Genomic DNA, 14085 nt, shown 5'->3' on the forward strand with positions numbered 1-14085 from the left:
GTATTCTAGTATCTGCTTTTGATTCAGAAGCAACTGGAGAATTCGCCTAGCGGCCTATGGCGCACGCCTGGAACGCGTGTTGGGTTAACGCCCTCGGGGGTTCAAATCCCCCATTCTCCGCGGTTGGCCCCGGTCCTCGGACCGGGGCCTTTTTGCGTCTACGGGCCTTTCGCGTCTCGGGCATTTCTATCCTCGTGAGCTTCTCGTGAGGTTCTGGCCAAGACTGCGTCCTCCGGCAGTACCGGTACCGTTTTATCCGCCAAGTCGGCTCGGAGGCCCAGCCGCCTGTGCCCCAGCCCCCTGTGCCCCAGCCCCCTGTGCCCCAGCCCCCTGTGCCCCAGCCGCCCGTGCCCCAGCCGCCCCGTGCCCCCCAAGCCCGCCCCGAACCAGCAAGCCGCCGCCGCCTGCCGGCCCAGACTCAGGCCCGGTATCCCAGCCGGCGCAGCCGGGCCCGGGCAGCTTGCTCGCTCGGGCCCATCCGGCCGAGAGCCACATGCACCACGCCGAGCGTGACCCGGGTGGCCAGGGTTACCGGCAGCGGTATCGGGCCCAGCCGCGCGGTCCGCAGGCCCAGGAGCTCGCGGTACTTAGGTTCAAGACTGACGACTGCGGCCGCGAACAGCACCCGGTAGCCAGGCCTGAGCGCGGGGTGCAGGGGCGGGTCGCGAATGAACGCCACCGTTTCGGTGACCCGTTCGTCACAGCGGAGCTCGCCGGCGTCGTACCAGCGGTCCAGCTGCTGCCGCATTTCCGCTTCGCTCAGCGGCGGTGCCTCGACGCCCATCAGCCGGCCGGCCTGGGCCCACTCACGGACGTAGGCATCAGGTCCGCCAGGAATCGGCCGCCCCCACAGCTTGTGGGCAGAGAGGAAAGCGTCTGTAAAGGCAATGTGAACCCACCGGAGCAGCTCGGGATCGTTGGCCGCGTAACTGCGCCTGATGCCGTGGCCGTCCACAAATTCTCCCCGCACCGTCCGGTGCAGCCGAAGAACCCAGTCCGACGCCGCCTTCGCCGTATCCGTGGAGCCATACGTCACGGTGAAGATCCAGCGGATCGTGCCAGCCAGCCGGCCCAGCGGGTCTTCGCGGAAACGGGAGTGATCGTGGACTCCGGCCAACGCGCCGGGATGGAGCGCCTGCATCAGCAGTGCCCGGATTCCCGCCACGATGGTTGGCATGTCCCCGTGCACAGCCCAGACGGCCGAGCCGGGCAAGTGGTAACCGGCGTCGTCCCCCTCGGCCAGGCCCGGCACCCACTCGGGCACCGAATCGCGCGTCCCCGTGAACGTCTGTTTGAGTTCCGCCTGCCATTCCCTGAGGACATTTCGCATCCTTCATTCTTACCCGTCCCGGCGGCGTGCGGCACCTGCAATTGTGCGGAGAACTACTGGGGCGCCGCTGGCAAGCTACTGGGGACATCCGCGGATCTCCGATTGGTCCCGCAAAAGGAACACGCTGACGGTTCACAGACCCGGCCGTCTGTGGTCACATAGGGAGGTAAGTCCGTGAAGATTGGGGTCTGGCGGACATATTGCGGGAGTCATTTCGTGGGAAAACACTGGGGAAACTCATCGAGTGAGCAGTCAGCGAGGGCACGGACCATTGCCGTGCGCTGCGTGTCCGGAGGCCTGTGCCTGTCTCTGGCCGTGCTGGCATTCGGCGGCTTTCAGGGACTGAGCGCCTTTGCGACCTACGGCGCGCCCACCGCCGTCCCGACGGCCGCCATGCCTGCCTCCGGCGACGTGGGACCGGAGGCCCTGGACCCGCTGGCCCACTCCGCCGCGACCGCGCCAGCGGGGACTCCCGGCGCCGGCGCTGTCACCGCCGATGCCCAGGCGCTCGTGGCCTTTAGCCGGAGCACGGTGGACACGGCCACCCGGGCAGGGGTGCGGGGCGAGCTCAATGTGGCCTCGGCGTCGCTGCACCGGCCCGCGGTGGGTTTCCTCATGGCCCCCCTTGAATCACTGGTGCCTTCGTCCCCGTTCGGGCTGCGCACCAGCCCCCTGACGGGATTCGCGGGCGAATTCCACTGGGGCCAGGACTTCGCGGCCCCCTGCGGCACCCGGGTCTACTCCGCCGACGCCGGTGTGGTGCGGGCCGTCGGGTGGCACCCGTGGGGCGGCGGAAACCGGGTGGAAATCGACCACGGCAACGGTCTCATCACCACGTACAACCATCTGGAGGCGATCGCGGTCAAGAAGGGCGACTCCGTGCGGGTGGGGGAAATTATTGCCCGGGTAGGTACCACCGGATCCTCTACCGGCTGCCATCTTCACTTCGAAACCATCCTCAATGGCTCCCACACTGATCCGCGCGATTGGACATTTCTCCCCATCAAGCAGGTGGATCAACTCGGCCCGATCGACATGACCAGTTATGCACCCGACGCCGGTAAGGCAACCAATGCGGGGATTGGCTGGGCGATTCCTGTCCGGGAGGACCTGACCCATGTGGTGGCCGGCGGCGTTCAGGAACAGCCGGCCGCGGTGGCCGCCAAGCCGTCGGCGAGTGCCTCGCCTGCGGCTACTGAAGCCGCCGCCGACAAACCGTCCCCAACGCCTTCTGCCACCTCTAAGCCGACACCCACCGGCACTGCTTCCGCGACCCCGACGCCCACCGGCACTGCCACCTCTAAGCCGACACCCACCGGCACTGCGTCCGCGACGCCGACGCCGACCGGCACTGCCACGACGACCGCGCCTGCCGCGCCCACCCCGACCCCGTCGGCGACCGCGACTCCGACCCCGTCGGCAACGGCCACCCCGACGCCGACGGCGACCGCCACCCCGACGCCGGCACCAACCCAGACGGGAACAGCCTCAGCCAAGCCATCAGCACCGTTATCCGTCCCGCCGCCGGTGGCACCGCCGTCCTCCGCGCCCGCGTCAGTCTCCGCAACGGCGACGGAGGCTGCCGCCAAGACGGCCACTCCGGTGCCGGCCCCGCTCACTGTGGAGCCGGACCCGGTCACCGCGCCGGCCGATACGCCGAAGCCACGGGCGGTCACGCAGTCGGCCACGACGGCAGTGACAACAGAACCCTCAGCGACGCCCTCAGCGACGCCCGGCGGCTAGCCCCCGCCGCGCCGCAGGGCGTTGTTCCGGCGTCATGTCCGGGAGGCACACCCATACCCGCAGGCCCCGGTGCCGAATAATGGAGTGACCAGTTCAGATTCCCTGCTCCGGACCATCGACATCGCAAGGACGCGCCCCATGACAGCTCTGCACTCCATTCCCCTGACCCTCATCGACGGGACCGAGACCGATTTTGGCCGATTCAAGGGCGAGGTGGTTCTGGTGGTCAACGTGGCGTCCCAGTGCGGTTTCACGCCCCAGTACGCTGGACTCGAGGCGCTGCACAACAAGTTCCGGGGCCAGGGCTTCCAGGTCCTCGGCGTCCCCTGCAACCAGTTCGCCGGGCAGGAGCCCGGCGGCGAGGCCGAGATTGCCGAGTTCTGCGAGCGCAATTTCGGGGTGACCTTCCCGCTGACGGTCAAGGCCAACGTCCGGGGAAGGAACCAGCACCCGCTCTACGCCGAGCTCACCAAATTCAAGACGGGAATCCTGCCCGGCCTGGTGAAGTGGAACTTCGAGAAGTTCCTCGTGAACCGCGACGGCGAGGTCATCGCCCGCTTTGCGCCCACCGTTGAGCCGGACGCGCCGGAGATCATCGAGGCTGTTCAGTCCGCCCTCGACTGACCCGACCTGCCCCGGGGTCCAGAGGAACTCAGCCCTATCCCTAAGCATGCTTAGCGCCTAGACTGGCCGGACCCTCCAACATTCCGGGCTTCCCCGCGGCGCAAGCAACTCTGGCAGCCGTCGGCAGTATGGCCGGGTGTTCCTGTGGAGGGCGCATCAAAGAACTTCGTGAATCACACCAGGGCGCCCACCACGGGGCCCGTGAAAGCAGGAGGAAATAGATGACAGGGAACAAAGCCGTTGCCTACAAGGGGCCTGGCAAGGTCGAACTGATCGACATTGACTACCCCACCTTCGAACTCAAGGACGGCCCGGGGGTCAACCCCGCCAACGTGGGCCGGCAGGTGCGCCACGGCGTAATCCTCAAAACCGTGGCCACGAATATTTGCGGTTCGGACCAGCACATGGTCCGGGGGCGCACCACGGCTCCCGCCGACCTGGTGCTCGGGCACGAGATCACCGGAGAAGTGGTGGAAGTGGGTCCGGATGTTGAATTCATCAAAGTGGGGGACATCTGTTCCGTCCCGTTCAATATCGCCTGCGGGCGCTGCCGGAACTGCAAGGAACGCAAGACGGGCATCTGCCTGAACGTCAACCCCGACCGCCCGGGCAGCGCCTATGGCTATGTGGACATGGGCGGCTGGGTAGGCGGCCAGGCCAACTACGTCCTGGTCCCGTATGCCGATTGGAACCTGTTGAAGTTCCCGGACAAAGACCAGGCCCTCGAAAAGATGATGGACCTGACGATGCTCTCGGACATCTTCCCGACCGGATTCCATGGTGCGGTCACCGCAGGCGTCGGCGTCGGTTCCACCGTCTACGTGGCAGGCGCAGGGCCCGTGGGCCTGGCCGCGGCGACCAGTGCCCAGCTCCTGGGTGCCGCCGTCGTGATTGTGGGTGACATGAACGCGGACCGCCTGGCGCAGGCGCGCAGCTTCGGCTGCGAGACCATCGACCTGAGCAAGGGCGGCCCGGCCGAGCAGATTGAGCAACTCCTGGGCGTCCCGGAAGTCGATTGCGGCGTGGATGCCGTGGGATTTGAGGCCAAGGGGCACGGGGCCGGAGCCCACGAGGCCCCCGCCACCGTCCTGAACTCGCTGATGGAGGTAACGGCCGCCGGCGGTGCCCTGGGCATCCCCGGGCTCTACGTCACCGGGGACCCGGGCGGCGTGGACGAGGCCGCGAAGAAGGGTTCGCTCTCGCTCAGCCTCGGAACGGGCTGGGCAAAGTCACTCAGCTTCACCACGGGACAGTGTCCGGTCATGAAGTACAACCGGCAGCTGATGATGGCCATCCTGCATGACAGGGTGCACATCGCCAAGAACGTCAACGCGAAGGCGATTACCCTGGAGGACGCGCCGAAGGGCTACGCGGAATTCGACGCCGGCGCGGCGACGAAGTTCGTGCTTAACCCGAACGGCTACCTGAGCTAGCGCAAACCGTGAACCCGGCGGCACTGTCCGTCCCGCCCCGAAGCCCCGGGGTTTCGGGAGTGCCGCCGGGCTTCACAGCCCCGTATATGCCGGAAAGGGCATGTGAGGGCACGCCACCTGTTAACGCTTATTTTTCCAATATGCCTGTCCCAGTTTTTACATTGTTTGCCCAATGTCTGGTTGGATAGTTCTTACTGAGAGGGACCCTGGAAGCACCGCTTCCACCCAACCAAGAAGGCAGCAATGGAGCGCATCGAGGCCGAACACCCCCGGCCACGTCATTTCCTACTTCACCTGAGCGACCCCCACCTGCTGGGGGGTCCGCAACCCTTGCACGGCGTCGTGGACAGCGAAGCCCTGCTCAGGCAACTCTTCGAGGAGGTCCACGCCTCCGGGGCCCGCCCCGAAGCCGTAATCTTCACGGGCGACCTGGCTGACCTGGGCGAACCCGAGGCGTATGCCAAGCTCCGCGCCATCGTGGATCCGGCGTGCGAGGCCCTGGGGGCCAAGGTCATCTGGGCGATGGGCAACCACGACGACCGGGCGAATTTCCGGGCCGGGCTCCTGGACCAGGCCGACAATGACGCGCCCGTGGACCACAGCTACTTCGTCAACGGGCTGCGCATCATCACCCTGGACACCTCCGTGCCCGGCTTCCACCATGGTGAATTGAGCCACGACCAGCTGGACTGGCTCGCATCTGAACTGGCCACCCCGGCCCCGGACGGGACCATCCTTGCCCTGCACCACCCGCCGGTACCGTCCGTGCTGGACCTTGCCGTGCTCGTGGAGCTCCGGGGCCAGCCGGCGCTCGCCGGCGTCCTGCGCAACTCCGATGTCCGCGCCATCCTGGGCGGCCACCTGCACTACTCGACCACCGCAACGTTCGCGGGCATCCCTGTGTCCGTGGCTTCAGCGACCTGCTACACGCAGGATCTGAACGTCCCGGTCGGCGGCACCCGGGGCCGCGACGGCGGGCAGGCGTTCAACCTGGTCCACGTCTACGAACACACGATCGTGCACTCCGTGGTGCTGCTCGGCGACACCCCGGCGGTGGGGGAGCTGGTCTCTCCGGAGGAAGTCCAGCGCCGGCTCACGGCCGCAGGGATCCATATCCCTGGGAAGGCCAGGCTCGAGGCCCCGTCCCGGACGCCGGCGCACCGCAGGTACACCACGTTGAACTGATTCACTCCCCGGCCGACGCGGCGCCCGTTTTGGTCACGTTCCGTTACTTCTCCCAGGGCGCCTTGATGGGGTAGTACTTCTCCAGGAAGTCCGTGACCAGTTCGGCCCGCTCTTCCGCCGGGACCTCGGGGAAGCTGCCGTCATTGAGGCAGAAGAAGTCCATGTTCCGCTTGGCCAGGAGCTTGGGCAGGTAGTTCAGGCCGGCTCGCGCCGTGGTGTCCACATACCTCACCTTGGCAGCTGTCTGGGTCACGGCCCGGCCCGTGAGCAGCGCGTAGTAGTGGTAGAACGAGTTGGTCACGGAGATGTTGTCCGCTGCCCGGAAGGTGCTCGCGGCGGTCTTGGCAAACTCGGCCGGGAACTCCTGCTCCATCTGCTCGACCACGCTGCGCCGCAGCGGGGCCGCCGTGTGCTCCAGATGCCTGGTGGTGATGCGGCCGAAGCGGTTCCAGAGCAGCTTGCGGTTCACCCGGGCGGCATTCTCAAAGCCGCTGCGTTCGGCGTCGTTGTCGCCCAGGCCGATCCGGGTTTCGGCCTCGATGAACTTCGTGATGCCGCCCGGGGTGAAGAACATGTCCGGGCCCACGGCGCGGCCGAAGAACATGTCGTCGTTCGAATACAGGAAGTGCTCGGAGAGCCCCTCGATGTGGTGCAGCTGACACTCCACGGCCTGCGAATTGTGCGTGGGCAGAACCGAGGTGTCGGCGAAGAACTCTTCGCTCCGGACGATCGTCACACTCGGGTGGTCGGCCAGCCATGACGGCGCGGGGGAGTCCGTGGCGATGAAGATCCGGCGGATCCACGGCGCAAACATGTACACCGAGCGCAGGGCGTATTTGAGCTCATCGATCTGGCGGAAGCGGGCCTCGTGGTCATCGCCCTCGCCCACCACCACGCCGGCCATGCGGGCGCGGCGGGCCGCGATGTACTCGGGGGAGCTGCCGTCAACCCATGAGAAGACCAGGTCGACGTCGAAGCTGATGTCGCTGGCGTGGTCCGCGAACATGTTCTCGATGGTGGGCCACGTGTGGCCGTAGCGTTCCACCGTGCCGCGCACGGCATCCTGGGCCAGCATGGTGCGGCGCGTCAGGGAGTTCTCGATCGGCAGGATCAGCTGATCGCCTTCGAAGCTCCACAGCTCCAGCTGGACGCCGGCGGAAGCCCCGAATTCAAAACCGCCTTCGGGCTCGACCCTGGGCCGGTAAAGCCGGAAGATCCGGGCCTGGCGGTTCGGCGACAGCTCGCCGTCGGCCACCAGCACGGACGACTTCTTCTTTGCATCCACGCTCATGGAATACATCGGCTCATCGCGGCACGCCTCCACGAGGGCGTCGCGGAGTTCCTTGCGGTCTTTCCAGTCGACGGCGACCACAGGGCGGTGGTTGTTGCCGCGGACCAGCAGGTAGCCGATACCGGCGCCGGCCAGGACCGAACGCAGGAACATCAGGTCCTCGACCATGGCCTGGTACGGCGTGCGGTTTTCGTTGATCAGCGCATAGCGGCCGCGGTGGCGGACAACATCGGAGCGGGTCCGGAATCTGGCGACTGCGGCCGCCGACGTGACCTCGGCGTGGGCGTCCACAGATGCCTGGCTGCCATAGTAAATCTCGTCTTGGATCGCTGCTTCGGTAATGTCTGAGCTCCCGCTTCTTTGAGTGCGTTGGTGTCTACTTGCATGATAACGCGGGCCTCAAAATTGCCGCGGAAAACCGGCCGCCGCGCGGCGTGCGTGAGGACGAAATGTGACGGACCGTAAACGGTGAAGCGTAACGGCGGAGCGGGGCCTCAGCCGGTGACGACGGCCAGCCAGTGGTGCAGGAAGGCGGCACCGGCGTCGTCGTGGATCACGTCTTCGCCGAGCCCCAGATCGGCGGCGGTGAGGACATCGTAGGGTTTGACCGGGATGCCGTCCGCGGGCCGGACGTCGACGTGCTTCACGGCGTGGTCGTTGTGGTGCAGCCAGTCGGCCATGGCGTAGTCCGTGCGGGAATCGCCCACCGTGCGCCAGGCCTGCGGCGTGATGCCCTGCGCGGCCAGGAACTCCACGGCCCGGCTCGCGCCCAGGTCCTTGCCCAGCCGGACCGATTCGATATCGGTGGAGATGATGGTCGGATCGACGCGGAAGTCGACTTGGTCATCGGAATCGGGGACGTGGTGGTCCAGCCGCACCACGCCGAGCCCATGCCGGGCCATGAGGCCCATGGCGTCAGCGTCGAAGAGTTCCTGCTCGGCCCGGTAGTCGGGGTTGGGGACGGCAATGTGCTGCTCCACGGAGACCATGGCCCGCTTGGTTTCGTCGTAGAACATGTGGGCGGAGTAGTCCTCGGCCACCAGACGGCGGACGTCATCGCCGAAGGCCTGCGGAATGGCGAGCTCGTGGTCCACGTGGACCGGGCCGGGGCCCTCCGCGGTGTAGCTGAACCAGACGGCGCCCTTCTCGCAAATGGCGTGGATGAGGGTGCCGGCGGGCATCCCGGCGGCGATCATCGGTTCCATGACCTGCTCGCGGATGAACGCGTCCGACCGGCCGGTGTTGAAGATGACCGGCACCCCGGCGGCGGCCAGGGCCACCAGATCGGCGATGATGCCGGGCTGCACCTCGCGGGTGACCGGGCTCGCGACCGGACCGTCGACGTCGAGCAGCAGCGCCAGCACGGGAGCCGACGGCGACGGAACAGGGACAGTCTCGGGTGAAGTCATACGGCCATTCTGTCAGCCGCACGGGACGTTTGGGTGAACCGCGCAGCAGATCGACGGCCCGGCGCTGGATGTGACAGGCGGCAGGCGCTGGTCGTGTCAATGCGTCGTGTGACAAATGGTTACCGTTTGGCCACAACCTCACGCCGCCGGGGGACATTCGTTCCTTCGGGCGTCCAAGTTCCCTAGGCTGGCATGGTGATATTCAAAGCTGTGGGCGAGGGACGCCCGTACCCCGACCATGGTTACACCACGCCCAAGGACTGGGCGGCCCTGCCCCCGCGTCCTGTCCGGCTTGATGAGCTGGTGACCACGAAGCGCACACTGGACCTTGAAGCCCTGTTGGCCGAGGACTCCACGTTTTTCGGCGACCTCTTTCCGCACGTCGTGGAATACCGCGGCGTCCTCTACCTTGAAGACGGCCTGCACCGGGCAGTCCGCACCGCGCTGCACCAGCGCACCGCAATCCACGCGCGGGTCCTCGTGATAAATGGCTAGGAAGCCGCCAGACGTCAGAGTCCTGCACGGGCACCGCGTCATCAGTGGCTCCGAGCTGAGGGCCACGTTCGTGGAGCAGGACGATACGGCAGAGAACCCCCACCGCCTGCGGCGCAGGATCCTGCACGGCGTTGTGCTGGTGATGCTTGTCGGCCTGATCGTGGCCGCGATCGTGGTGGCCCTCGCCATCATGAACGGCCAGATCAAGATCCCCGGGGCGGAGCGGAGCAAGGCGGCAGTGTCGGTGTGCCCGGCGGCCACCTACGACTACGCGACGCCGGAGAAGGTCCACGTCAATATCTACAACTCCACGAGCCGGCCGGGCCTGGCCCGGAGCGTGGCCGACCAGCTTGCCGCCCGGAAGTTCCTGGTGGGTGCCGTGGGGAACACGACGTCGAGCTACCGCGGCGTGGCGCTGGTGGTCTCCGGTGCCGCCGGCCAGTCGGCCGCCTTCAGCGTCCAGCGCCACGTGCCCGGCTCGGACTATGTCCAGGACGGCCGCGCTGACCCGAGCGTGGACGTGATCATTACCGGCGACTTCAAGGAACTGGCCAAGCCGGAACTCGTGGACCAGACGCCGGGCCAGCTCAGCTGCCCCCGCGAGAACCGGCGCATCGTGGATGAGGCCACGCTGCCCGCCGTACCCACGGCGACGCCCGGCACGGGCTAAGGCACGGCCTTCCAGCCTTCCAGCCTTCCCGGCTCCAGGCGCCGCGGCCTAGCGGATGGTGCGGACCGGCCGGCCGGCGTCGTCAAACCTCGCCCCGGCCCCCAGCTGGACAAACCGCACCGTCCGGGCGAGCCGTGCCTCGGCCTCGGCGTCCTGGCCCGCCCCGTCGCCCCGCGCAGCGCTTGAGGAGAGCGTGCCGTGGATGAGCTGGGCCAGCTGGGCAATGTCCGACTCGGGCAGGTACCCCTGGGCCATGCCGTCGCGCAGGATGCCCCGCAGGAGCACGCTGAGCTCACCCACGTGGTCGGCAAGTTTGGCAAACGACGACGGCGAGAGCACCGCCGCCATGGCCGGCCCCGGCGGCAGGTGGCGCCGGCTCAGGTCCTCCACCTGGGCGCGGACGTAGACGGCCAGGCGCTCCACCGGGTTCTCCAGTGCATCGAGGGATTCGCGCAGATCGAGCAGGAACCGCTCGGTCTCATCCAGGGCGTAGGCGATGAGGAGCTCTTCGATATCCGCGTAGTAGTTGTAGACGGCGGTCCGGCCGATCTGGGCATGGCGCGCGACGTCCGTCATGGTCAGGCCGGGGAGCCCGTGGGTGAAGAGAAGTTCCCCGAACGCGGTCAGGATGCGACGCTGGGTCTCGGCACGTTGGGCGGCGTTGCTCGCGGCCGAAATCCTAGGCATACGCACACTTTAGCGCGATCTGTCACCAAAGCAGCCGGGCGGCGGACTGTGACCCGGCCGGGCTACGAACATCGACCGGTTCTGAGGGGCCACACCTGTATCCACCGCCTCAACTGGGGGTGTCTGATAGACACTGCCACCGCCCGTCCGGGCTGCGTAGCGTGGTGGATGTGGACAGAAAAGACGAAATCCGAGACTTCCTGATCTCGCGCCGGGCGAAGATCACCCCGGATCAGGCCGGGCTCCCCAACTATGGCGAACTGCGCCGCGTTCCGGGGCTGCGTCGGGAGGAAGTGGCCCAGATCGCCGGGGTAAGCACGGACTATTACATGCGGCTGGAACGCGGCAGCATCCGCGGCGTCTCGGACTCGGTCCTCGACGCTGTGGCCTCCGCCCTTCAGCTGGATGAGGCAGAGCGGACACATCTGATGGACTTGGCCAGGACGGCCAACACGCCGTCATCCCGGCGGCCGGCGCGCCGGCCACCGCAGCAGAGGGTCCGTCCCGGAGTATTGCGTTTGCTGGACGGGATGACCGGAGCGGTCGCCCTGGTGCAGAACGGACGCTCGGACGTGCTGGCCGCCAACTCCTTGGGGCGCGCGCTGTACGGGCCGGTGTTCGAGTCCACAGCAGCCGCTGGTCCGGAGGCTCCGGGCCAGCTGCCGAACCAGGCGCGGTACCTCTTCCTCGATCCGGGGGCAGGGGACTTCTACCCCGATTGGTCCGCAATCGCCGCCACCACGGTGGCGATGCTCCGATCGGAAGCGGGACGGAATCCCCATGACCGCGCATTGAACGAACTGGTCGGCGAGCTGACCACACGCAGCGGGCACTTCGCCGCCTTGTGGGCCGGCCATGACGTAAGGATCCACACCACGGGAACCAAGCGCTTCCACCATCCGGTCGCCGGCGACGTGTCGCTGCAGTTCGAGACGCTCGACCTTCCCGGCGATGAGGGACAAACCCTGTACACCTTCACTGCAGAGCCGGGGTCCGCATCCGAAAACGCGCTGGCGTTCCTTGCGAGCTGGGCGGCATCGCCCCCGGCGAAAACCGCAACCAGCGACCCTTCCATCCCGGATCTGCGCTCCCGCGCGCGGCCCGGAACATCCAACCCAGGAAAGACAGAACATGACTGAGCAAAACGACGCCAAGACCGGGCAGAAAGTCTGGTTCATCACCGGGGCAGGCCGCGGTATGGGCATTGACATCGCCAAGGCCGCCCTGGCCGCCGGCCACGCAGTCGTCGCCACCGGCCGCAACCCCGACAAGGTCGCCCGGGCCGTCGGCGAGAACGAGAACCTGCTGGCCGTAAAACTCGACGTCACCAACCCCGCCGACGCCACCGCCGCCATCGCCGCCGCCGTGGACCGGTTCGGCCGGATCGACGTGCTCGTAAACAATGCCGGCAACTTCTACGCCGGGTTCTTCGAGGAAATCACCCCGGAGGACTTCCGGGCCCAAATCGAAACCACCCTGTTCGGACCCATAAACGTCACCCGCGCGGCCCTGCCCGTCCTGCGGGCCCAGCGCTCGGGCCTGCTGGTCACGGTCTCCTCCACCGCTGGCATCGCCGGCGGTGAGTTTCATTCTGCTTACGCCGCCTCGAAGTTCGGTGTGGAGGGCTGGGCCGAATCCCTGGCCCCCGAAGTCGCGCCGTTCGGAATCCGCACCATGATCGTTGAGCCGGGATTCTTCCGCACCGAGCTCCTCACCCCGGAATCCAGCAGCTACGCGGCATCCACTATCGGGGACTATTCCGAGCGGACCGAGCAGACAGTCACCGCGTGGAAAGGCATGAACGGCCTTCAGGGCGGGGACCCGGCCAAGCTCGCCGTCGCCCTCATCCAACTGGCGGAGCTGGATGAACCGCCGCTGCGCTTCGCCGCGGGAGCGGACGCCGTTGCAGTCTTTGAGGCCCGGGCCAAGGAACTCCAGGCCCAGGCCGACGCCCACCGCGAGCTCTCCAGCAACCTGGCCCACGACGACGCCTGACACCGACGCCTGACACCGAGGCCTGACACCCACGCAAACGGATGACGTCGGAGCCTCCCGCCGTCGTCCACCCAGTCTCGACATACCCGCCGGACGCCAATGGCTACCGGCCGCCCAAAAACCCTCGCCACGCTGTGGGCCATGCCCACATTCCAGGCCGGGGAACCACACCCAAAGGAAATACACCATGAAGAACGCACGCCTCGGAAGCCTGGAAGTCTCCCGCATCGGACTCGGCGCCATGACCATGGCCGGCACCTACACCAGCGAGGGCGCACTGGATAACGCGGAGTCGATCCGGACGATCCACCGTGCCCTTGACCTCGGGGTCACCCACATCGACACCGCGGAGATCTACGGGCCGTTCCTGAGCGAGGAGATCGTCGGCCAAGCCGTCAAGGGACGCCGCGATCAGGTCAGGATTGCAACGAAGTTCGGCCTGGTCTCCCATTCCGGCGGCGGCCCCGGCGTGGTCGACAGCAGCGCGGCGAACGTGAAGGCCGCCGTCGAGGGCTCCCTCAAGCGCCTCGGCACCGACCACATCGACCTGTACTACCAGCACCGGATCGACCGGAACACCCCGATCGAGGAGACGGCCGGCGCGGTTGCGGACCTGATCACCGAGGGCAAGGTGCTGCACTTCGGGCTGTCCGAGGCCTCCCCGGAGACCATCCGCCGGGCACACGCCGTGCAGCCGGTCTCGGCCCTGCAGACGGAGTACTCGCTGTGGACCCGGGACGTGGAGGCGGAGATCCTGCCGCTGCTGCGCCACCTCGGAATTGGGTTCGTTCCGTATTCGCCGCTCGGACACGGGCTGCTGACCGGCCAGATCCGCTCCGTCGAGGACTTCGCCGACGACGACTGGCGCAAGACCAACCCCCGGTTCACGGGTGAGAACTTCCGCCGCAACCTCGCGATCGTCGACGAGGTGAAGGCCATCGGCGCCGAGATCGGCGCGACCCCCGCGCAGACCGCCCTCGCGTGGCTGCTGACCCGCGGGATCGACATCGCCCCGATCCCCGGCACCCGCAGGGTCTCCCGGGTCGAGGAAAACACCGCGGCCGACGGCATCGAACTCACCCGTGACCAGCTGGATCGGCTGAACTCGCTCCGGCCCGCCGCGGGGGAACGCCACGACGAGGCCAACATGGCCTCGATCGACAGCTGACAGGAACCCGGCACCAAACAAGGGGCGCGGATGCCCGATCCGCGCCCCTGGCAGC

The 14085-nt window shown here is 67.2% G+C and carries 13 protein-coding genes and 1 tRNA gene; 10 read left to right on the plus strand and 4 right to left on the minus strand.

Annotated elements, in window-relative coordinates; translation table 11 throughout:
• Positions 1–35 precede the first annotated feature (35 nt).
• Positions 36–120, plus strand: a tRNA-Ser gene (locus AC1DNG_RS15010).
• A gap of 298 nt (positions 121–418) precedes the next feature.
• On the opposite strand, the gene AC1DNG_RS15015 is transcribed toward AC1DNG_RS15010, so the two are convergent.
• Positions 419–1330 (minus strand): oxygenase MpaB family protein, encoded by a 912-nt coding sequence (locus tag AC1DNG_RS15015; RefSeq protein ID WP_476850517.1) that lies wholly within the window; start codon positions 1328–1330, stop codon positions 419–421.
• Positions 1331–1546: 216 nt separating this feature from the next.
• Between AC1DNG_RS15015 and AC1DNG_RS15020 the strand changes: the two genes are divergently transcribed.
• From AC1DNG_RS15020 to AC1DNG_RS15035, 4 genes are all read left to right on the plus strand, one after another.
• Positions 1547–3073, plus strand: coding sequence for a M23 family metallopeptidase (locus AC1DNG_RS15020; protein WP_476887666.1), 1527 nt, complete (start codon positions 1547–1549; stop codon positions 3071–3073).
• Positions 3074–3211: 138 nt separating this feature from the next.
• On the plus strand, positions 3212–3697 hold the full coding sequence (locus AC1DNG_RS15025) for a glutathione peroxidase (RefSeq protein ID WP_476887667.1): 486 nt from the start codon (positions 3212–3214) through the stop codon (positions 3695–3697).
• Between the two features lie 221 nt (positions 3698–3918).
• A complete protein-coding gene (fdhA, locus tag AC1DNG_RS15030) occupies positions 3919–5130 on the plus strand; it encodes a formaldehyde dehydrogenase, glutathione-independent (protein WP_028278013.1) in 1212 nt (403 codons plus the stop codon).
• Positions 5131–5373: 243 nt separating this feature from the next.
• Complete coding sequence (locus AC1DNG_RS15035) at positions 5374–6315, plus strand: phosphodiesterase (protein ID WP_476857671.1); 942 nt, start codon at positions 5374–5376, stop codon at positions 6313–6315.
• Positions 6316–6358: 43 nt separating this feature from the next.
• On the opposite strand, the gene AC1DNG_RS15040 is transcribed toward AC1DNG_RS15035, so the two are convergent.
• Positions 6359–7897, minus strand: a complete 1539-nt coding sequence (locus tag AC1DNG_RS15040) for a stealth family protein (protein ID WP_230007875.1) — start codon at positions 7895–7897, stop codon at positions 6359–6361.
• Between the two features lie 203 nt (positions 7898–8100).
• Entirely contained in the window at positions 8101–9015 is a 915-nt protein-coding gene (locus tag AC1DNG_RS15045; protein WP_476850520.1) for a Cof-type HAD-IIB family hydrolase, read from the minus strand.
• Between the two features lie 195 nt (positions 9016–9210).
• On the opposite strand from AC1DNG_RS15045, the gene AC1DNG_RS15050 reads away from it, so the two are divergent.
• Positions 9211–9510, plus strand: a complete 300-nt coding sequence (locus AC1DNG_RS15050; protein WP_026266597.1) for a type II toxin-antitoxin system VapB family antitoxin — start codon at positions 9211–9213, stop codon at positions 9508–9510.
• Positions 9503–10180: a LytR C-terminal domain-containing protein gene (locus AC1DNG_RS15055; RefSeq protein WP_476860047.1), complete on the plus strand. Its 678-nt coding sequence runs from the start codon at positions 9503–9505 to the stop codon at positions 10178–10180. Before AC1DNG_RS15050 ends, AC1DNG_RS15055 begins: the two co-directional genes overlap by 8 nt.
• Positions 10181–10228: 48 nt before the next feature.
• On the opposite strand, the gene AC1DNG_RS15060 is transcribed toward AC1DNG_RS15055, so the two are convergent.
• A complete protein-coding gene (locus tag AC1DNG_RS15060) occupies positions 10229–10867 on the minus strand; it encodes a TetR/AcrR family transcriptional regulator (protein WP_018774380.1) in 639 nt (212 codons plus the stop codon).
• A 170-nt stretch (positions 10868–11037) separates the two neighbouring features.
• On the opposite strand from AC1DNG_RS15060, the gene AC1DNG_RS15065 reads away from it, so the two are divergent.
• The 3 genes from AC1DNG_RS15065 (at position 11038) to AC1DNG_RS15075 (ending at position 14030) form a co-directional block, all read left to right on the plus strand.
• Complete coding sequence (locus AC1DNG_RS15065) at positions 11038–12006, plus strand: helix-turn-helix transcriptional regulator (RefSeq protein WP_476887668.1); 969 nt, start codon at positions 11038–11040, stop codon at positions 12004–12006.
• Positions 11999–12862 (plus strand): SDR family oxidoreductase, encoded by an 864-nt coding sequence (locus AC1DNG_RS15070; protein WP_476887669.1) that lies wholly within the window; start codon positions 11999–12001, stop codon positions 12860–12862. Before AC1DNG_RS15065 ends, AC1DNG_RS15070 begins: the two co-directional genes overlap by 8 nt.
• 187 nt (positions 12863–13049) lie before the next feature.
• Positions 13050–14030: an aldo/keto reductase gene (locus tag AC1DNG_RS15075; protein ID WP_476887670.1), complete on the plus strand. Its 981-nt coding sequence runs from the start codon at positions 13050–13052 to the stop codon at positions 14028–14030.
• The last annotated feature ends 55 nt before the right edge of the window (positions 14031–14085 follow it).

The organism is Arthrobacter sp. 01T425, assembly GCF_056398725.1.